At 72.6% G+C, this 19367-nt stretch carries 15 protein-coding genes and 1 rRNA gene; 12 read left to right on the forward strand and 4 right to left on the reverse strand.

From position 1 onward, the window contains the following. Nucleotides 1-92, forward strand: a 5S ribosomal RNA gene (gene rrf, locus ACFYXC_RS27280); the annotation flags it as partial. A 1317-nt stretch (nt 93-1409) separates the two neighbouring features. Then, the gene (locus ACFYXC_RS27285; RefSeq protein ID WP_389554431.1) at nt 1410-2165 is read left to right on the forward strand and encodes a hypothetical protein; all 756 of its coding nucleotides are present in this window, start codon (nt 1410-1412) and stop codon (nt 2163-2165) included. Nucleotides 2166-2233: 68 nt separating this feature from the next. On the opposite strand, the gene ACFYXC_RS27290 is transcribed toward ACFYXC_RS27285, so the two are convergent. Next, nucleotides 2234-3523, reverse strand: coding sequence for a DUF1015 domain-containing protein (locus ACFYXC_RS27290; RefSeq protein WP_389554433.1), 1290 nt, complete (start codon nt 3521-3523; stop codon nt 2234-2236). 71 nt (nt 3524-3594) lie between these two features. Between ACFYXC_RS27290 and ACFYXC_RS27295 the strand changes: the two genes are divergently transcribed. The 4 genes from ACFYXC_RS27295 to ACFYXC_RS27310 all read left to right on the forward strand — a co-directional run bounded on the left by ACFYXC_RS27295 (nt 3595) and on the right by ACFYXC_RS27310 (nt 7742). Further along, nucleotides 3595-4623, forward strand: a complete 1029-nt coding sequence (locus ACFYXC_RS27295) for an HAD hydrolase-like protein (protein ID WP_389554435.1) — start codon at nt 3595-3597, stop codon at nt 4621-4623. A 104-nt stretch (nt 4624-4727) separates the two neighbouring features. Continuing rightward, entirely contained in the window at nt 4728-5771 is a 1044-nt protein-coding gene (locus tag ACFYXC_RS27300) for a FecCD family ABC transporter permease (RefSeq protein WP_389554437.1), read from the forward strand. Between the two features lie 113 nt (nt 5772-5884). Further along, nucleotides 5885-6886: a FecCD family ABC transporter permease gene (locus ACFYXC_RS27305; protein ID WP_388914216.1), complete on the forward strand. Its 1002-nt coding sequence runs from the start codon at nt 5885-5887 to the stop codon at nt 6884-6886. Nucleotides 6887-6920: 34 nt separating this feature from the next. Further along, nucleotides 6921-7742 (forward strand): ABC transporter ATP-binding protein, encoded by an 822-nt coding sequence (locus ACFYXC_RS27310; protein ID WP_389554439.1) that lies wholly within the window; start codon nt 6921-6923, stop codon nt 7740-7742. 21 nt (nt 7743-7763) lie between these two features. Here ACFYXC_RS27310 and ACFYXC_RS27315 read toward each other — a convergent pair whose 3' ends face one another. After that, nucleotides 7764-8111, reverse strand: coding sequence for an SCP2 sterol-binding domain-containing protein (locus tag ACFYXC_RS27315; RefSeq protein ID WP_389554440.1), 348 nt, complete (start codon nt 8109-8111; stop codon nt 7764-7766). A gap of 42 nt (nt 8112-8153) precedes the next feature. On the opposite strand from ACFYXC_RS27315, the gene ACFYXC_RS27320 reads away from it, so the two are divergent. From ACFYXC_RS27320 to ACFYXC_RS27340, 5 genes are all read left to right on the forward strand, one after another. Continuing rightward, entirely contained in the window at nt 8154-8468 is a 315-nt protein-coding gene (locus ACFYXC_RS27320; RefSeq protein WP_389554441.1) for a hypothetical protein, read from the forward strand. Between the two features lie 7 nt (nt 8469-8475). Beyond that, nucleotides 8476-9291: a TlyA family RNA methyltransferase gene (locus ACFYXC_RS27325; RefSeq protein ID WP_389554443.1), complete on the forward strand. Its 816-nt coding sequence runs from the start codon at nt 8476-8478 to the stop codon at nt 9289-9291. Further along, nucleotides 9288-10193, forward strand: coding sequence for an NAD kinase (locus tag ACFYXC_RS27330; RefSeq protein WP_389554444.1), 906 nt, complete (start codon nt 9288-9290; stop codon nt 10191-10193). Before ACFYXC_RS27325 ends, ACFYXC_RS27330 begins: the two co-directional genes overlap by 4 nt. 144 nt (nt 10194-10337) lie before the next feature. Beyond that, nucleotides 10338-12089 (forward strand): DNA repair protein RecN, encoded by a 1752-nt coding sequence (gene recN / locus ACFYXC_RS27335; protein WP_389554445.1) that lies wholly within the window; start codon nt 10338-10340, stop codon nt 12087-12089. Nucleotides 12090-12460: 371 nt separating this feature from the next. Continuing rightward, complete coding sequence (locus tag ACFYXC_RS27340; RefSeq protein ID WP_389554447.1) at nt 12461-13630, forward strand: glycosyltransferase family 4 protein; 1170 nt, start codon at nt 12461-12463, stop codon at nt 13628-13630. A 39-nt stretch (nt 13631-13669) separates the two neighbouring features. Here the strand turns inward: ACFYXC_RS27340 and ACFYXC_RS27345 are convergent, their stop codons facing one another. Both ACFYXC_RS27345 and ACFYXC_RS27350 read right to left on the reverse strand, forming a co-directional pair. Beyond that, nucleotides 13670-15313: a PucR family transcriptional regulator gene (locus ACFYXC_RS27345; RefSeq protein ID WP_389554449.1), complete on the reverse strand. Its 1644-nt coding sequence runs from the start codon at nt 15311-15313 to the stop codon at nt 13670-13672. Nucleotides 15314-15377: 64 nt separating this feature from the next. Then, the gene (locus ACFYXC_RS27350; RefSeq protein WP_388914147.1) at nt 15378-17204 is read right to left on the reverse strand and encodes a glycoside hydrolase family 15 protein; all 1827 of its coding nucleotides are present in this window, start codon (nt 17202-17204) and stop codon (nt 15378-15380) included. 473 nt (nt 17205-17677) lie between these two features. On the opposite strand from ACFYXC_RS27350, the gene ACFYXC_RS27355 reads away from it, so the two are divergent. Further along, the gene (locus tag ACFYXC_RS27355; RefSeq protein ID WP_388914144.1) at nt 17678-19360 is read left to right on the forward strand and encodes a CTP synthase; all 1683 of its coding nucleotides are present in this window, start codon (nt 17678-17680) and stop codon (nt 19358-19360) included. Nucleotides 19361-19367: the final 7 nt, after the last annotated feature.

Consider the following 19367-nt stretch of genomic DNA (forward strand, 5'->3'; position numbering starts at 1 on the left):
CGCCCGGTTACATTCCGAACCCGGAAGCTAAGCCTTACAGCGCCGATGGTACTGCAGGGGGGACCCTGTGGGAGAGTAGGACGCCGCCGAACAATCTTTGAGGACCTCTGGTCCCAGCGACTCGCTGGGACCAGAGGTCCTTTTTGTTTTCCCGAAGCGCGCCGGGTACCCGGCTGCGCGAGAATGACTTGCGGTACCGATGACAGGAGTCACCCATGTCCACCAACTCTCCCGACGAGCGACCGGAGCGCGACCAGCGACGCCGGGACAGTGGTGACCGCGGCGGCTACCGCGGGGGCCCGAGCCGCGACAACGACCGTGGTGGGGCCGGCCGGCGTGACGACCGTCGTGACGACAACCGCGGTGGTCCGCGGCGTGACAACGACCGTCCGCCTTTCCGCCGCGACGACCGTCGTGATGACCGTCGTGACGACAACCGCGGTGGCGGCGACCGCGGCGGTTTCCGTCGTGACAACGACCGTCCGCCCTTCCGTCGTGATGACCGGCGTGACGACAGGCGTGACGACAACCGCGGTGGCGGCGACCGCGGCGGTTTCCGTCGCGATGACAACCGTGGCGGTGACCGTCCGACGTTCCGTCGTGACGACGAGCGCGGTGCTCCGCGGCGTGACAACGACCGTCCGCCTTTCCGCCGCGACGACCGCCGCGACGACAGGCGCGATGACAACCGCGGTGGCGGCGACCGCGGCGGTTTCCGGCGTGACGACAACCGTGGTGGCGGTGATCGTGGCGGGTTCCGTCGTGATGACAGTCGTGGTGGTGACCGTCCGGCGTTCCGTCGTGATGACCGGCGTGACGACAGGCGTGACGACAACCGCGGCGGTGGCGACCGCGGTGGGTTCCGTCGTGACAACGACCGTCCGCCCTTCCGTCGCGATGACAACCGTGGCGGCGGGGATCGTCCGCCCTTCCGCCGTGACGACAACCGTGGCGGCGGGGACCGTCCGGCGTTCCGTCGTGACGACGAGCGCGGTGGTCCGCGGCGTGACAACGACCGTCCGCCTTTCCGCCGCGATGACCGCCGCGACGACCGTCGTGACGACAGGCGCGATGACCGTCGTGACGAAAACCGTGGGGGCGGCGACCGCGGTGGGTTCCGGCGTGACGGCGATCGCCCGGCGTTCCGGCGTGACGACAACCGTGGCGGCGGCGGGTTCCGCGGGCGGGACGACCGTGCGGGACGCGACGACCGGGGCCGTGGCGGCCCCCGCCGCGACGACAGCCGTGGCGGTTTCCGTGGGCGGGACGACCGTGGTGACGACCGCCGGGGCGGCGGCGGTGGCCGCTTCCGTGACGAGCGGGACCGTGACCGCGAGCCGATCAAGCGGCTGCCGATCCCGGACGACGTCACGGGTGAGGAGATCGACAAGGACGTACGGCAGGAGCTGATGAGCCTGCCGAAGGGACTCGCCGAGGACGTCTCCAGGAACCTGGTCATGGTGGCCCGGCTCATCGACGAGGACCCCGAGGGCGCGTACGGCTACTCCAGGGTCGCGTTGCGGCTCGCGTCGCGTGTCGCCGCGGTGCGGGAGGCGGCCGGTTTCGCCGCGTACGCGAACCAGAAGTACAGCGAGGCGCTCGCCGAGTTCCGGGCCGCCCGGCGCATGACCGGCAACGTGGACCTGTGGCCCGTCATGGCGGACTGCGAGCGCGGTCTGGGGCGCCCCGAGAAGGCGCTCGACATGGCGGGGGCCCCCGAGGTGCAGAAGCTCGACAAGGCCGGCCAGGTCGAGATGCGGCTCGTGGCCGCGGGCGCGCGGCGGGACATGGACCAGCTGGACGCGGCCATCGTCACGCTGCAGAGCCCTGAGCTGGCCTCGAACTCCGTACAGCCGTGGACCGCGCGACTGCGGTACGCGTACGCCGACGCCCTGCTCGCGGCCGGGCGTGAGGGTGAAGCACGCGAGTGGTTCGCCAAGGCCGTCGAGTCCGACAAGGACGGCAGCACGGACGCCTCCGACCGGCTCGCCGAGCTCGACGGCGTCGAGTTCATGGACGCACTCGTCGAGGACGACACCGAGATCGAGGACGACACCGAAGTCGACGACACCGACACCGCGGTCGAGCAGGAGCGCGATGTCGAGGCCGACGAGAGTCGGCAGGACGGCACCGGTGCCGAGGCCAAGGACGACCTGAAGGACTGAGGTCGCCCAGGAGGCATGACACGCGTATGGGCGGGACCCCCTGACAGGGGGTCCCGCCCATACGCGTGTCAGAGACCGAGTGAGCGCAGGACCAGGCCCGACGCCGGCTTCGGGCCGAAGGACGTCGACTTGCGGGGCATCGTGACGCCCTGGCCCGCCAGGTCGCGTACGACCTCTTCGCGGACCGGGTGCATCAGGACAGCCGTGCCGCCGTCGCGCTCCGCCTTGGCGACCGTGGCCGCCGTGTCGTGGATGTACGCGATGTGCTCCGGGACGTCCGGGATCCGCCAGACATGGTCGAGGAGCGTGGCGTGCAGGACCGTCGCGTCGAGCGTGCGCCAGGCTTCCGGGCGGTCCGCCGGGACCGTACGCGCGAGGAGGGCGGGGGAGGGGCGGTCGACCAGGTGGAAGGTGCCGTCGCCCGCGAGGAGGAAGGCGTTTCCTTCGGCGGCCGCCGCGGAGAGGGCCGACAGGGCCTTCGGCAGTGGTCCGTCGATGTGGCGTATGCGGAAGGAGTCGCCCAGGGCGGCGAGCGCGTCGGCGACCGGGAGGCGGTGCAGGAGACGGTGGATCGCCCGGACACGGAGCGGATGGCGCGCGGTGTCGACCAGGAGCACCAGGCCGTAGTCCCACGGGCTGGGCGAAGGGTGCTCCCCGCGGACCCGCAGGTAGGTGGCCCAGCGGTGATGGCCGTCCGCGATGAGCGCCTGGCGGCCGGCCAGGTCCGCGTGCACCTCGGCGAGGTCGGCGGGCTCGGTGACGGCCCACAGACGATGGCTGAAGCCGTCCTCCGTGGTGGTGGAGAACAGCGGCGGGCGCTCGGCGGTGCGCTCCACGACGGCGGTCGCGCCGGAGGCCGAGCCGTCGCCGCGGTACGTCAGCAGCAGGGGTTCGAGGTTCGCGGAGGTGGCCCGCATGAGGGCCGCGCGGTCCGCGACCACGTGCGGCATGACGTCCTCGTGCGGCAGCACCACGCCCTCCGACGGCTCGGACAGGCGCAGGGCCCCGATGACGCCCCGCTGGCACATGCCGTCGTCGTCCCGCTGTTCGTAGACGTACAGACCCGGCTCGGCGTCGGCTCTCAGGACGCCCTCGGACACCCAGCGCTGCAGGGTGTCCGCCGCCTGTTCGTTGCGGAGGCCGGGTGTGGCGGCCTGCGGCAGGATCAGCCGGACGATGTTGTGCGGGTCCGCCGACTCGAGGTGGAGCAGACCGTCGGGCCGTACGACCACGTCGTACGGCGGGGATGTGACGGCGGACAGGCTGCCGACCCGGTCGGGGTCGTAGCGCAGGCCCCGGAACGGGGTGAGATCAAGGCCCATGCATGCCGGTACGTCCGCGGTACCTGCGGTGTTCATTGATGCATCGTAAGTGTGTCGGTGCCATGAGAGATGATCGGGGAAAGGGATCGAACGAGGAGCGATGCGTAATGAGCCAGACCGCGAGGACCCGGCCCGAGGGCAGTGAGCGGGCCCTGAGCGAGGCGTACGACACGGCGCTGCTCGACCTGGACGGGGTGGTGTACGCGGGCGGGGAGGCCATCGCGTACGCCGTCGAGTCGCTCGGCACGGCGCGCACGGGCGGGATGCGCCTCGCGTACGTCACGAACAACGCGCTGCGGACACCCGACAGCGTCGCCGAGCACCTCACGGAACTGGGCATAGGGACCGAGGCGTCGGACGTCATCACCTCCGCCCAGGCCGTGGCCCGGCTGATCAGCGAGCAGGTGCCGCAGGGCGCGCGCGTGCTGGTGATCGGCGGGGACGGGCTGCGGGTGGCGCTGCGCGAGCGCGGACTGGAGCCGGTCGAGTCGGCCGACGACGACCCGGTGGCGGTCGTGCAGGGCTTCGGCGGCCCCGATCTGCCGTGGGGCCGCTTCGCGGAAGCCTGTTACGCCATCGCGCGCGGGGTGCCGTGGTTCGCGTCCAACACCGACCTGACGATCCCGGGAGCGCGGGGCATCGCTCCTGGCAACGGGGCGGCCGTGGAGGTCGTACGGATCGCCACGGGCGCCGAGCCGCAGGTGGCGGGCAAGCCGCTGCCGCCGATGCACCGCGAGACGATCCTGCGGACCGGGGCCGAGCGGCCACTGGTCGTCGGGGACCGGCTGGACACGGACATCGAGGGCGCGTTCAACGGCGAGGTGGACTCGCTGCTCGTGCTGACCGGGGTGACCGACGGGGCGCAGCTCCTCGCCGCGCCGCCGCAGCACCGGCCGACCTATGTCGACGCCGACCTGCGGGGGATGCTGACCGGGCAGCCCGAGGTGGTGGAGGCCGGTGACGGGTTCCGGTGCGGGGGCTATACGGCGACGGCCGGCGCCGAGCGGCTGGAACTGGACGGTGAGGGCGAGCCCATGGACGGGCTGCGGGCGCTGTGTGCCGCCGCCTGGACGGCGGGCGGGGACGCGGCGTGCGAGCTGGACGGAGGCAAGGCGCTGGCCCGGCTGGGGCTCTGAGGGGGCGGGAGGGGGCGCGCGGGGAGGACCCGGGGAGGAAGGGCTTGCCCAGGTCGTCGTGGGTGCGGATCGAGCAGGCTTGCGAGTTAGGCTAACCTAACTGCGTGTTGGTCGACAGTCCCCCCGAACCGCGCGCGGAGATCGCTCCCGCGCCCCCGAACCGCCGGGCGGTACGAGTCGCAGGGCTCTTCCTGTCTCTCGCCGTGCTGGTGATCGTCGCCGTGGCGAGCATCGCGATCGGCGCGAAAGAGCTGTCCCTGGAGCACGTCTGGCACGGTCTGTTCGAGGACTCGGGCGCGTACGGCGACGTCGTGGTGGGCGAGCGGCTCTCGCGGACGGTCCTCGGGCTGCTCGTCGGAGCCGCCCTCGGCCTGGCCGGGGCCGTGCTGCAGGCGCTCACCCGCAACCCGCTCGCCGACCCCGGACTGCTCGGCATCAACGCGGGCGCGTCCGCCGCGGTCGTGACGGCGATCTCCTTCTTCGGTGTCACCTCGCTGAGCGGCTATGTGTGGTTCGCCTTCGGCGGCGCGGCGGCCGTCGGGGTGCTGGTGTACGTCCTGGGCGGCAGCCGGGGCGCGACACCGGTACGGCTCGCGCTCGCCGGAACCGCGATCAGTGCCGCCCTCTACGGCTATCTGCAGGCCGTGATGATCATGGATGAGGCGGCGCTCGGCACCATGCGCTTCTGGACGGTCGGCTCGCTGGCCTCGGCCACCTCCTCCACCATCTGGCAGGTACTGCCGTTCCTGGCGGCCGGTACGGTCCTCGCGCTGGCGCTCGCCCGGCCGCTGAACGCCATGGCCATGGGCGACGACACCGCCCGCGCGCTGGGGGCGCACCTGAACCGCACCCGGGCGCTGTCCATGGCCGCCGCGACCGTGCTGTGCGGGGCCGCGACCGCCGCCTGCGGGCCGATCGTCTTCGTGGGGCTGATGGTGCCGCACGTCGTCCGCTCCTTCACCGGGCCCGACCTGCGCTGGATCCTGCCGTACGCCACCGTGCTGTCGCCGGTGCTGCTGCTCGGCGCGGACGTCGTCGGCCGGATGGTCGCGCGGCCCGCGGAACTCCAGGTCGGCATCGTCACCGCGATCCTGGGCGGCCCGGTCTTCATCTTTCTCGTACGACGACGGAGGACGGCGCAGCTGTGAAGGTCCTGGGCGACAAGGCCGGACGCCGGGGCGCGCAAGCCGACCCGGCCGGACGCGACCGGGCGGCTGCCAGCCGGGGCTTCCGCGGCCGCACGGTCCGTACCGTCGGCGGGCTGTCGGTCCGTGTCGACGTCCGCGCGTCCGCGGTCGTCGTCCTGCTGCTGGCCACGGCGCTCACCGCGAGCGTCGTGCTCATCGGCACCGGCGACTTCCCTATCCCCGCCGGTGACGTCGTCAGGACGCTGCTCGGCGACGGTGACGCGGGCCAGGAGTTCATCGTCAACGAACTGCGGCTGCCGCGGGTCCTGGTGGGGCTCCTCGTCGGCGCCTCGCTCGGACTCGGCGGTGCGCTCTTCCAGGCCATCTCCCGCAACCCGCTGGGCAGCCCGGACGTGCTCGGCCTGGGGCAGGGCTCGACGGCCGGCGCACTCGTGATGATCGTGCTGTTCTCCGGGAGTGCCACCCAGGTCGCCCTCGGGGCACTGGCCGGCGGCCTCGTGACCGGCTTCGCCATCTATGTGCTCGCTTGGAAGCGGGGTGTGCACGGTTACCGGCTGGTCCTGGTCGGTATCGGCGTCTCCGCGATCGTCACGGCGGTCAACGGATATCTGATCACCAAGGCCGATCTCGTCGACGCGACCCGCGCGATCGTCTGGATGACCGGCTCGCTCAACGGCCGTGACTGGTCCCAGGTGTGGCCGCTGCTCGGCCTGTGCGCCGTACTCGTACCGCTGGTCCTCGGCAACGCGCGCGCCCTGCGGACGCTGGAGATGGGCGACGACGTGGCATACGCGCTCGGCGTGCGGGTGGAGCGCACGCGCCTGGTGCTGATGGTGGCCGCCGTGCTGCTCACCGCGTCCGCGACGGCCGCCGCGGGCCCGGTCGCCTTCGTCGCGCTCACCGCGCCGCAGCTCGCCCGGCGCCTCACCCGCTCGCCCGGACCCAACCTGGTGCCGGCGATGTGCATGGGCGCCACCCTCCTGGTCGTCGCGGACTGGGCCTCGCAGCGGGCCTTCGGGGCCGACCAGCTGCCCGTCGGCGTGCTGACCGGAGTCGTCGGCGGCGTCTACCTGCTGTGGCTGCTGGTCACCGAGCGGAAGGCGGGCCGCATATGAACCGTCCGAGGAGCAACGACCCACAGGGAGCACAGTGAACCGCCTGTCCGCCGAGAACGTCACCCTCGCCTACGACCAGCGCGTCATCGCCGAGCGGTTGTCGGTCGAGATCCCGGACAACTCCTTCACGGTGATCGTCGGCCCGAACGCCTGCGGCAAGTCCACACTGCTGCGCGCCCTGTCCCGCATGCTGAAGCCGCAGCAGGGCCGGGTGCTCCTCGACGGACACGTCATCCAGTCGATGCCCGCGAAGAAGGTGGCGAGGACGCTCGGGCTGCTCCCGCAGTCGTCCATCGCGCCGGACGGGATCACCGTCGGCGACCTCGTCGGGCGTGGCCGCTACCCGCACCAGGGGCTGCTGCGCCAGTGGTCGGCCGAGGACGAACGGATCGTACGCGAGTCCATGACCTCGACCGGGGTCGCGGAACTCGCCGACCGGTATGTCGACGAGCTCTCCGGGGGCCAGCGCCAGCGGGTGTGGATCGCCATGGCGCTCGCCCAGCAGACCCCGCTGCTGCTGCTCGACGAGCCGACCACCTTCCTGGACATCCAGCACCAGATCGACGTACTCGACCTGTGCGCCGACCTCCACGAGGAGCGGGGCCGGACCCTGGTCGCCGTACTGCACGACCTCAACCACGCCGCCCGGTACGCCACCCACCTGATCGCCCTGCGCGAAGGGGCGGTCATCGCGGAGGGCGCTCCGGCGGACATCGTCACGGCCGAACTCGTCGAGGAGGTCTTCGGGCTGCGCTGCCAGGTCGTCGACGATCCGGAGACGGGCACGCCGCTGGTGGTTCCGGCGGCGCGGAAGGCCCGTACGGCCGCCGCGTCCGTGGCTGTCACCAAGAGCTGACCCGACAGGGGAGGGGCCGGGTCAGAGCAGCTTTCTGAGGCGCATCAGGTCGCGCAGGCCCGCTTCGAGCCTGACGCGGCCGGAGCCCCATGCCTTCGCGAAGTGCAGCTCGCCCTCGACCATCGCGACCAGGTCGTCGCCGGTCATGGCGAGCCGGATCTCGGCCTTCTCGGGCGGCGGCCCCTCGACGGTGTCCTGCACCACGATCCGGCCGTCCTGGAGGCGGCCGACGAACGTGATGTCCAGGTCGGTGACACGGCAGCTCAGGGAGCGGTCCAACGCGGCCGCGCCGCGCACGTCGCCGTTCGCGCCCGCCATGTTCTCCGAGAGTGTGTCGAGTGCGCTGCGGCACTCCTCGATCGTCGCCATCGTGATCGACGGTACCTCAGCCCTTCGCGGTAGCGTCGGGGCATGAGCGAGTCCATGACCGGTCCGGAGGACGGATCCCCGACCGGAACCGACGGTTCGGAGCCCTTCGGTACGGAGGCGTACGATCCGGCCGCCCCCGCGCCCCTGTACGTCCCCCTCACACCCACGGGCGACGCGGAGGTCGACGCCCTGCTCCACCGGCTGGGCGACGCGGACCACCTCGCGACGGACGGCCACATCGAGGTGTACGAGGATGTGCACCGGGGGCTGCGCGACACGCTCACCGCGCTCGACGCCCGCCCGGGACCTCCGGCGCCCCCGGCACCGAACACCCACAGCGACAGCAACAGGAGCTGAACCGAACGTGGCAGGAGTGGCACGACGCCGCCTCGACGCCGAGCTGGTCCGGCGCAAACTCGCCCGCTCGCGCGAGCACGCCGGACAGCTGATCGCCGCCGGGCGGGTCACCGTCGGCAAGAACCTCGCGACCAAGCCCGCCACCCAGGTGGAGACCGCCGCCCCCATCCTGGTCGCGAAGGACGACGACGACCCGGACTACGTCTCGCGCGGCGGCCACAAGCTCGCCGGGGCACTGGCCGCCTTCGTGCCGCAGGGCCTGGTGGTCGAGGGCCGGCGGGCCCTGGACGCCGGAGCCTCGACCGGCGGCTTCACCGATGTGCTGCTGCGCGCGGGCGCCACCCGGGTGCTCGCCGTGGACGTCGGTTACGGGCAGTTGGCGTGGTCTCTCCGAAGCGATGAACGCGTCACCGTCAAGGACCGTACGAACGTACGCGAGTTGACGTTGGAGGCGATCGATGGGGAGCCGGTGGATCTTGTTGTCGGTGACTTGTCCTTCATCCCGCTCGGCCTGGTGCTGCCCGCCCTCGTGCGGTGCGCGGCGCCCGGTGCCGACCTGGTGATGATGGTCAAGCCGCAGTTCGAGGTGGGCAGGGAACGGCTGGGGAGCGGCGGCGTGGTCCGCAGTCCCGAGCTGCGGGCGGACGCCGTGCGCGGTGTGGCCCGGCAGGCGGGGGAACTGGGGCTCGGGGTGCGGGGCGTGACGGCGAGTCCGCTGCCCGGACCCTCGGGGAATGTCGAGTACTTTCTGTGGCTGCGTGCCGGGGCACCCGCACTGGACCCGGCCGACGTTGACCGTGCAGTGGCGGAGGGGCCGCGTTGACCGATACCCGAGCTCGTACTGTTTTCCTGCTCGCCCACACCGGACGGCCCGCGGCCATCCGCAGTGCCGAGCTCGTCGTCGAGGGGCTGCTGCGCTCCGGACTCGGCGTACGGGTCCTGGAGACGGAGGCGGCCGACCTGCCGCTGCCGCCGACCGTGGAACTCGTCAGGGAGGCGACCCCGGAGTGCCTCGACGGATGTGAACTGCTGATCGTCCTCGGCGGTGACGGGACGCTGCTGCGCGGCGCCGAGTTCGCCCGCGCCTCCGGGGTGCCGATGCTCGGCGTCAACCTCGGGCGGGTCGGCTTCCTCGCGGAGGCCGAGCGCGACGACCTCGACAAGGTCGTCGACCGGGTGGTGACGAAGGCGTACGAGGTCGAGGAACGGATGACCGTCGACGTCGTGGTGCACAGCAACGGCGACGTCGTGCACACGGACTGGGCGCTCAACGAGGCCGCCGTGCAGAAGGCGGGCGCCGAGAAGCTTCTGGAGGTCGTCCTGGAGATCGACGGGCGGCCCGTGACCGGCTTCGGCTGCGACGGGATCGTCCTGTCCACGCCGACCGGGTCGACGGCCTACGCGTTCTCCGCGGGCGGACCCGTGGTGTGGCCGGAGGTCGAGGCGCTGCTCATGGTGCCGATCAGCGCCCACGCCCTGTTCGCCAAGCCCCTGGTGACCTCGCCGAACTCGGTGCTGGCCGTGGAGATCCTGCCGCACATCCCGCCCGGGGTCCTGTGGTGCGACGGCCGGCGCACGATCGAGCTGCCGCCCGGCGCCCGCGTGGAGGTCCGTCGCGGGGCCGTGCCGGTGCGCCTCGCGCGGCTGCACCACGCGTCGTTCACGGACCGGCTGGTGGCCAAGTTCGCGCTGCCGGTCGCCGGGTGGCGGGGGGCGCCCCACTAGGCGCTCCGCTGCCGGGAGGATGATGAACCTGCGGGTGCGTGGGGGCTGGCCGCGCAGTTCCCCGCGCCCCTTACGGGGCACGTGGATACCTGGACGTTTGTGCAGGGACTGGGGCGGCGTCGCGCCGGGCAGGAGAAACCTCGTATGGTCATGTCCGTGTTGGAGGAGATGCGGATACGGTCGCTCGGAGTCATCGACGACGCTGTTGTCGAGCTGTCGCCGGGCTTCACCGCCGTGACCGGCGAGACCGGCGCGGGCAAGACGATGGTGGTCACCAGCCTGGGCCTGCTGCTGGGCGGACGCGCCGACGCCGCCCTCGTGCGGATCGGCGCGAAGAACGCGGTCGTGGAGGGGCGGATCTCCGTCCCCGACGGCGCCTCGGCGGCCCTGCGGGCCGAGGAGGCCGGCGCCGAGCTCGACGACGGCACCCTGCTCATCAGCCGTACCGTCTCCGCCGAGGGCCGCTCGCGCGCGCACCTCGGCGGGCGTTCCGTGCCGGTGGGGCTGCTCGCCGAGCTCGCCGACGACCTGGTGGCCGTGCACGGCCAGACCGACCAGCAGGGGCTGCTCAAGCTGTCCCGGCAGCGGCAGGCCCTCGACCGGTACGCGGGCGACGCGGTCGCCGTGCCGCTGGAGAAGTACGCGGGCGCCTACCGGCGGCTGCGCGCCATCACCACCGAGCTGGACCAGATCACCACCCGCGCGCGGGAACGCGCCCAGGAAGCCGATCTGCTGCGCTTCGGGCTCGACGAGATCGCCGCGGTGGAGCCCAGGGCGGGCGAGGACGTGGAGCTCGCGGCCGAGGCCGAGCGGCTCGGGCACGCGGAGGCGCTCGCGTCGGCCGCCACGGTCGCGCACGCCGCCCTCGCGGGCAACCCCGAGGACCCGGAGGGCATCGACGCCACGACGCTCGTCGCGGGCGCACACCGCGCCCTGGAGGCCGTACGGTCCCACGACGCGGCCCTCGGCGCCCTGGCCGGCCGCATCGGCGAGATCGGGATCCTGCTGGGGGACGTGGCGGGGGAGCTGGCCGGATACGCCGACGACCTCGACGCGGACCCGCTGCGGCTCGCGGCCGTCGAGGAGCGCCGCGCCGCGCTCACCACGCTGATCCGCAAGTACGGCGAGCACGGCGAGGGCATGGACGCCGTGCTGACCTGGGCCGAGCGGGGAACCGCACGGCTCCTCGAACTGGACGGCGACGACGACCGGATCGGTGAGCTCACCGCCGAACGGGACGGGCTGCGGGCCGAGCTGGGCGGACTGGCCCAGGCCCTCACCGACGCCCGTACGGAGGCCGCCGACCGCTTCGCCGCCGCGGTGACCGCCGAGCTGGCCTCGCTCGCCATGCCGCACGCGCGCGTGTCGTTCGAGATCCGGCAGACCGAGGACCCCGAGGGTGTGGAGGTCGGCGGGCGCACGGTCTCGTACGGGCCCGCCGGCTGCGACGAGGTCGAACTGCTCCTCGCCCCGCACCCGGGGGCGCCGCCGCGGCCCATCGCCAAGGGCGCGTCCGGTGGTGAACTGTCGCGGGTCATGCTCGCGGTCGAGGTCGTCTTCGCGGGGACGGACCCCGTGCCCACGTACCTCTTCGACGAGGTGGACGCCGGAGTCGGCGGCAAGGCGGCCGTCGAGATCGGCAGGCGGCTCGCGAAGCTCGCCAGGAGCGCGCAGGTCGTCGTCGTCACGCACCTGCCGCAGGTGGCCGCCTTCGCCGACCGGCAGCTGCTGGTCGAGAAGACCAACGACGGGTCGGTGACGCGCTCCGGCGTGAAGGTCCTGGAGGGCGAGGCGCGCATCCGCGAGCTGTCCCGGATGCTGGCAGGCCAGGAGGACTCCGAGACCGCGCGAGCGCACGCTGAGGAACTGCTGGCGACAGCTCGCGCGGACGGGTAATCCGGGGCGGGCGGATCCGCACGGGCACAGAGGTACGTGGGGCAGGGGTGCGCGGGGCCCGGGCGTGCGGGGTCGTACGGACGGTGAGGTGCACGCCCGGTGCTCGGTGGGGCGCGAAGGGGGCGTGAACAGCAGCTCGCCGGCGGCGACACCCGCCCCCGCCTGTCTTCGAACATCGTCCAGCGCTCACTCGTGTGAGGGAGCGCCCGTATCCCATCCGCACCCCCTCGGGCGCAGCGGTCCCTCGGTGGTCGGCAACTCCGGCCCGCCCTGGCATTCTTAGGGGCAGGACGAGCGGTCCACCCCCGCCGCCCGTTCCTTCGGTACGTTTCTTCGTGACCGCCCGACGCCGAACCAGGAGCCCCGGCCACGTGAGCCAGGTGAGCAGCCACGCACCGCACGGACACGCACCACGAGGACAGTCGTCGCACGGACAGCCCGCGCTGCGTACCGTCCAGGTGCTCGGCGGCGGCAGCACGGGCAGCTGTGCCCATGTCCGGTCGCTGACCTCGGGGCTCGTCGCACGGGGCGTCCGGGTCACCGTGTGCGCCCCCGCCACGGCCGACCACACGTACGACTTCACCGGTGCCGGCGCCGAGCACGTGCCGGTGCCCCGGCGCAACGACCCGTCCGCGGTGGCCGCGCTGCGGGCGGCCTGCGCGGACGCCGACCTGGTCCATGCCCACGGACTGCACGCCGCGCTGCGGGCCGCGTTCGCGCTCGGCGGGCGGCGCGTCCCGCTGGTCGTCACCTGGCACACCCGCCCGTCCGCCGAAGGCGCGCGGGCGCACCTGCTGCGCGTACTGGAGCGGCGCGTGGCGAAGGCCGCGTCGGTGGTCCTCGGGACCTCCACCGACCTCGTGGACCGGGCCCGCAGCAGAGGAGCGCGGGACGCGCGGCTCGCCGCGGTCGCGCTGCCCGCCCGGCGCCGGTCCGTCGCCACGGCCGAGGAGGCCGACCGGTTGCGGCCCAAGGCCCGTGCCGAACTCGGCACCATCGACCGGCCGCTGCTGGTCGCCGTCGGTTCCCTCGACCGGCACCGGGGGCACGACACACTGCTGGACGCCACACGCGCGTGGCGGCGGCTGGACCCCGTGCCGCTCCTCGTGATCGCCGGGGAAGGGCCGCTGCGCGGCGAACTCCAGCGGCGGATCGAGGCCGAGGAGCTTCCCGTGCGCCTGATCGGCCGGCCCGACGACATCGGGGAGCTGCTCGCGGCGGCCGACCTGGCCCTGCTGCCCGGCGGTCCGGAAGCGCGCTCCGTGCTCGCCCAGGAGGCCCTTCACGCGCGCGTGCCGCTGGTCGCGGCCGCCACCGGCGGCATCGCCGATCTGGTCGGGGACGCCGCCGAACTCGTACCGCCCGGGGACTCCGGGGCGCTCGCCGAGGCCGTCGCCGGCCTGCTCGCGGACCCCGGCCGGTGTGAGCGTCTCAAGGACAGGGGAACGCGGCAGGCGGCCACCTGGCCCACCGAGGACGAGACGGTGGCCCAGGTGCTGAGCGTGTACGACGAGCTGACCCGGCCCTGGCCGCTTCCCTAGTGGCGGTGGCGGTGGCGGTGACGGTGGTGGCGGTGGCGGTCAGGGGACGAGTCTGCGGGCCCGCAGGGCCAGGCTCAGCGCCAGGACCGTCTGCGGATCGTCGAGGTCCGTCCCGAGCAGCTCCCCGATCCGCGCCAGCCGGTTGTAGAGCGTCTGCCGGTTGAGGTGCAGCTCCCGTGCGGTCTCCGCCTTGCGGCCCGCGTGCGCGAGATACGTCTCCAGGGTGGGCAGCAGCGGCGGCCGGGAGCGGTTGTCGTGGTCGCGCAGGGGGCCGATCGCACGGTCAACGAAAGCGGCCAGGTCAGGATGGTCCCGCAGGCGCCACAGCAGCAGGTCGGTGTCCAGGCGCCGGGCGTCGTACCAGGGCCGGCCGGGCAGTCCCTGCGCCGCCGTGGCCGTCTCCGCTGCATGCCGCAGACCCGCCGACGCGGCCGCCCAGCCGCCCGCCACGCCGACCACCACCACCGGTGGCCGCGCGCCCGGCCGCTGCGTCCCGGCCCGCTCCACGCCGGCCCGCAGCGCCGCGGCGACCCGGTCCGCGACAGCCGGCCGCTCGGCCTCCGCACGCAGCGCCACCAGCAGGGGCACCCGGCCCTCGACGGGGCGTACGCCCAGCAGGACCGGGACGCCCACCGAGGCCAGTTCCTCGGCGACCGCGCGGGCCAGCACGGCCCAGCCGCCGCCGGGGGACAGTCCGTCGGCGAGGCGCATGACGACCGGCAGCAGCGGGCCGTCACCGGGCTTGAAGCCGAGGACACGGGCCTGCGCGGGCGCGTCCCCGGCCGCGACGCGTCCTTCGGCGAGGTCGGTGAGGAAGTCGCCGCGGCCACGGGCCGCCAGCTCCTCCTCCTGGCGGGCCTGCATCAGGACCACGGCGAGGACGCCCGCGGCCCGCTCCGCCGCGATGCGGTGCACGGGCGCGAGCGGGCCGTTCACCGGCAGGAGGGCGAGCCGGGCCCGGACGGCCCCGGGACCGCCGTCCGGACCGGGGCCGGGCACGTCCACCAGGACCGAACCGGCGGGCGGGGCGCCCTTGTGCCGGCCGCGCAGCCCCTCCCACACCTGGAGCGGATCGGCGTTCGCCGGGCCGGTCCCGGCGGCGTACAGGAGCTGCCCCTCCGGGGTCTCCAGGAAGACCGGGTTGCCGCCGAAGTCCGCCAGGATGCCGAGGACCTGCGGGATGCCGCCCCCGCCGAGCAGGGCCTCGGTGCAGCGCCGGTGCACCTCCTCGGCGCGCTGGAGCAGTGCGTAGTGGCCGTTGACGATCTCGGTGTGGACCTCCTCCGTGACCGTCACGAACGCCACCTCGCGGTGCAGCTGCACCAGGGGCAGACCGAGGCCCCGGGCCGTCTCCACGAGCGCCGCGGGCAGCTTCGTGAAACGCGGTCCCAGCTCCACGACCAGGGCCGCGATGCCGCGCTCGGCGAGGGCGCGGACGAACGCGCGCTGCTCGGCGGGGCGGGTGCCGAGACCGTACCCGGTGGTCAGGAGCAGTTCGCCGCCCTTCAGGAGCGAGGCGATGTTCGGCACCTCGCCCGCGTGCACCCAGCGCACGGAGCGGCCCAGCCGGTCGGCGCCCGCCAGGATCTCCGGCAGGCCACCGCGCAGCCCGGGCAGCTCCAGGGCGCGCTGCACGGTGATGCCGCCACTGTGCGGGTCCGGCGGGTCGGTACGGCTGTCCATGACCGGACGCTACCCCGTCCGTCACCTGCCACGACGCGCCGGACGGACTCCGGCCGGGCCCCCGTCAGCCGCCGTACGCCCCGGACGCCGTCAGGCGCAGGGCCGTGTCGATCAGCGGCACGTGGCTGAACGCCTGCGGGAAGTTGCCGACCTGCCGCTGCAGACGCGGATCCCACTCCTCGGCGAGGAGACCCAGGTCGTTGCGCAGGGCCAGCAGCTTCTCGAAGAGCTTGCGTGCCTCGTCCACCCGGCCGATCATCGCGAGGTCGTCCGCCATCCAGAACGAGCAGGCCAGGAACGCGCCCTCGTCACCCTCCAGGCCGTCCACGCCGGCGTCGTCACCGGAGGTGGGGTAGCGCAGGATGAAGCCGTCCGTGGTGGACAGCTCGCGCTGGATGGCCTCGATGGTGCCGATCACGCGCTTGTCGTCCGGCGGCAGGAAGCCCATCTGCGGGATCAGCAGCAGCGAGGCGTCCAGCTCCTTCGAGCCGTACGACTGCGTGAAGGTGTTGCGCTCCTTGTCGTACCCCTTCTCGCACACGTCCCGGTGGATGTCGTCGCGCAGCTCGCGCCACTTCTCCAGCGGCCCGTCCGCGTCCCCGGACTCGATGAGCTTGATGGTGCGGTCGACGGCGACCCAGGCCATCACCTTCGAGTGGACGAAGTGGCGGCGCGGGCCGCGCACCTCCCAGATGCCCTCGTCGGGCTCGTCCCAGTGGTCCTCCAGGTAGCGGATCAGCTTGAGCTGGAGGAGCGAGGCGTAGTCGTTGCGGGCCAGACCCGTCATGTGGGCCAGGTGCAGGGCCTCGGTGACCTCGCCGTAGACGTCGAGCTGGAGCTGGTTCGCGGCGCCGTTCCCGACGCGGACGGGCCCGGAGTTCTCGTATCCCGGCAGCCAGTCGAGCTCCGCCTCGCCCAGCTCCCGCTCACCGGCGATGCCGTACATGATCTGCAGGTTCTCGGGGTCGCCCGCGACCGCCCGCAGCAGCCACTCGCGCCAGGCGCGGGCCTCCTCGCGGTAGCCGGTGCGCAGCAGCGACGACAGCGTGATCGCCGCGTCGCGCAGCCACGTGTAGCGGTAGTCCCAGTTGCGGACCCCGCCGATCTCCTCCGGAAGGGAGGTCGTGGGGGCGGCGACGATGCCGCCCGTCGGCCCGTACGTCAGTGCCTTGAGCGTGATCAGCGAGCGGACCACGGCCTCGCGGTAGGGCCCGTGGTACGTGCACTGCGCCACCCAGTCCTGCCAGAACTCCTCGGTGGCCTCCAGGGACTGCTCCGGTTCGGGGAGCGGGGGCGGCTGCTTGTGCGAGGGCTCCCAGGAGATGGTGAACGCGATGCGCTCGCCCGGCGCGACCGTGAAGTCCGAGTAGGTCGTCAGGGCCTTGCCGTACGTCTCGCACTCGGTGTCGTACCAGACGGAATCGGGCCCGGCGACGGCCACCGTCCGGCCCTCGTGCTTGTGCACCCACGGCACCACACGCCCGTAGGAGAAACGCATCCGCAGCGCGGAGCGCATCGGGACGCGGCCCGTGACGCCCTCGACGATGCGGATCAGCTGGGGAGCGCCGTCACGAGGGGGCATGAAATCGGTCACGCGGACCGTGCCGCGTGAGGTGTCCCACTCGGATTCGAGGATCAGGGAGTCGCCGCGGTAACGGCGGCGGACCGCCCTCGGCGGTTCGGCGTCGGCGGCGTGCGCCGGTCCGAGCCGCCAGAACCCGTGCTCCTCCGTGCCGAGCAGTCCCGCGAAGACGGCGTGGGAGTCGAAGCGGGGCAGGCACAGCCAGTCCACCGTGCCGTCCCTGCAGACCAGCGCCGCCGTCTGCATGTCTCCGATAAGTGCGTAGTCTTCGATGCGCCCGGCCACGTGCAACTCCAGTCGAACGGCCACGTCGCCCCACGAGGGGGCGGTGTTCTTGCGGTCAGAGGATCATTGGTAAAGCGTCGTTGCGGAACGTCAGTTGTCGCGTGTCACGCAGGTCGATGGTTGCAGTGACTGCCTACGCGAGGCGAACTGACGAGCTCATTTGTCCAGGTACACCGGCGGGGGTGGTGCCGTTCGCCGGCCCGGCTCGGCAGCGAGTGTCCGAGCAGGATACGACGCACGATGATGATCCGCGCGCCCCTCCCGACAACCCGTCTGAGCCGAATGAGTGAGCACGACTGTGGTGCGTGTCGGCCCGTGTGCGGAGCGTGGCCGGAAGCACCCTCGCCGCGTCGCTGATACCCTGGTAGCCCGTGGACCGGTGGACGCCCCAGCAGGAAAAGGGGCCCCCGAACCGCAGCGACGGCACCTCCGGAAACCTCCGGGCCGGGCAGCCGTACCGCACCAAAGACCGCGACCACGGGAGCCCCCTCTTGGCCATGCCGCCCGCTGCTTTCCGAAGCAGCACAGCCACGACGACCAAGCACCTCTTCGTCACCGGGGGTGTCGCCTCCTCCCTCGGCAAGGGCCTGACCGCCTCCAGCCTGGGCGCGCTGCTCAAGGCGCGGGGTCTGCGGGTCACCATGCAGAAGCTCGACCCGTATCTGAACGTCGACCCCGGCACGATGAACCCCTTCCAGCACGGTGAGGTGTTCGTCACCAACGACGGGGCCGAGACCGACCTCGACATCGGGCACTACGAGCGCTTCCTCGACGTCGACCTGGACGGCAGCGCCAACGTCACCACCGGGCAGGTCTACAACACGGTCATCGCCAAGGAGCGGCGCGGCGAGTACCTCGGCGACACCGTGCAGGTCATCCCGCACATCACCAACGAGATCAAGCACCGCATCCGCAGGATGGCCACCGACGACGTCGACGTCGTCATCACGGAGGTCGGCGGCACGGTCGGCGACATCGAGTCGCTGCCGTTCCTGGAGACCGTCCGCCAGGTCCGTCACGAGGTCGGTCGCGACAACGTGTTCGTCGTCCACATCTCGCTCCTCCCGTACATCGGCCCCTCCGGGGAGCTGAAGACGAAGCCGACCCAGCACTCGGTTGCGGCACTGCGCAACATCGGTATCCAGCCGGACGCGATCGTGCTGCGCGCCGACCGCGAGGTGCCCACCGCGATCAAGCGCAAGATCTCGCTGATGTGCGACGTCGACGAGACGGCCGTGGTGGCCTGCCCCGACGCCCGCTCGATCTACGACATCCCGAAGGTCCTGCACACCGAGGGCCTCGACGCGTACGTGGTCCGCAAGCTGGACCTGCCGTTCCGGGACGTGGACTGGACGACCTGGGACGACCTGCTGGACCGCGTCCACCGGCCGCTGCACGAGATCGATCTCGCGCTCGTCGGCAAGTACGTCGACCTGCCCGACGCCTACCTCTCGGTCACCGAGGCCCTGCGCGCGGGCGGGTTCGCCAACAAGGCCCGCGTGAAGATCAAGTGGGTCGCCTCGGACGACTGCAAGACCCCCGCGGGCGCCGCCGAGCAGCTCGGTGACGTCGACGCGATCTGTATCCCCGGCGGCTTCGGCGACCGCGGTGTGTCCGGCAAGGTCGGCGCCATCCAGTACGCCCGTGAGAACCGGATCCCGCTCCTCGGGCTCTGTCTGGGCCTGCAGTGCATCGTGATCGAGGCCGCGCGCAACCTCGCGGGCATCGCGGACGCCAACTCGACCGAGTTCGACTCCGCCACCGGCCACCCGGTCATCTCCACCATGGCCGAGCAGCTGGACATCGTCGCGGGCGACGGCGACATGGGCGGCACGATGCGCCTGGGCATGTACCCCGCCAAGCTCGCCGAGGGCTCCATCGTGCGCGAGGTCTACGACGGCAAGGAGTACGTGGAGGAGCGGCACCGGCACCGCTACGAGGTGAACAACTCCTACCGCGCCGAGCTGGAGAAGAAGACCGGTCTGCAGTTCTCCGGCACCTCCCCGGACGGCAAGCTCGTGGAGTACGTGGAGTACCCGCGCGACGTCCACCCGTACCTGGTCGCGACCCAGGCGCACCCGGAGCTCCGCTCGCGCCCGACCCGGCCGCACCCGCTGTTCGCCGGCCTGGTCAAGGCGGCCGTCTCGCGGCAGCAGGAGAAGCGCGGGGCGGGCGAGTAGGACGAGG

Origin of the sequence: Streptomyces sp. NPDC002701, from assembly GCF_042889045.1 — a bacterium.
GTDB lineage: Bacteria > Actinomycetota > Actinomycetes > Streptomycetales > Streptomycetaceae > Streptomyces.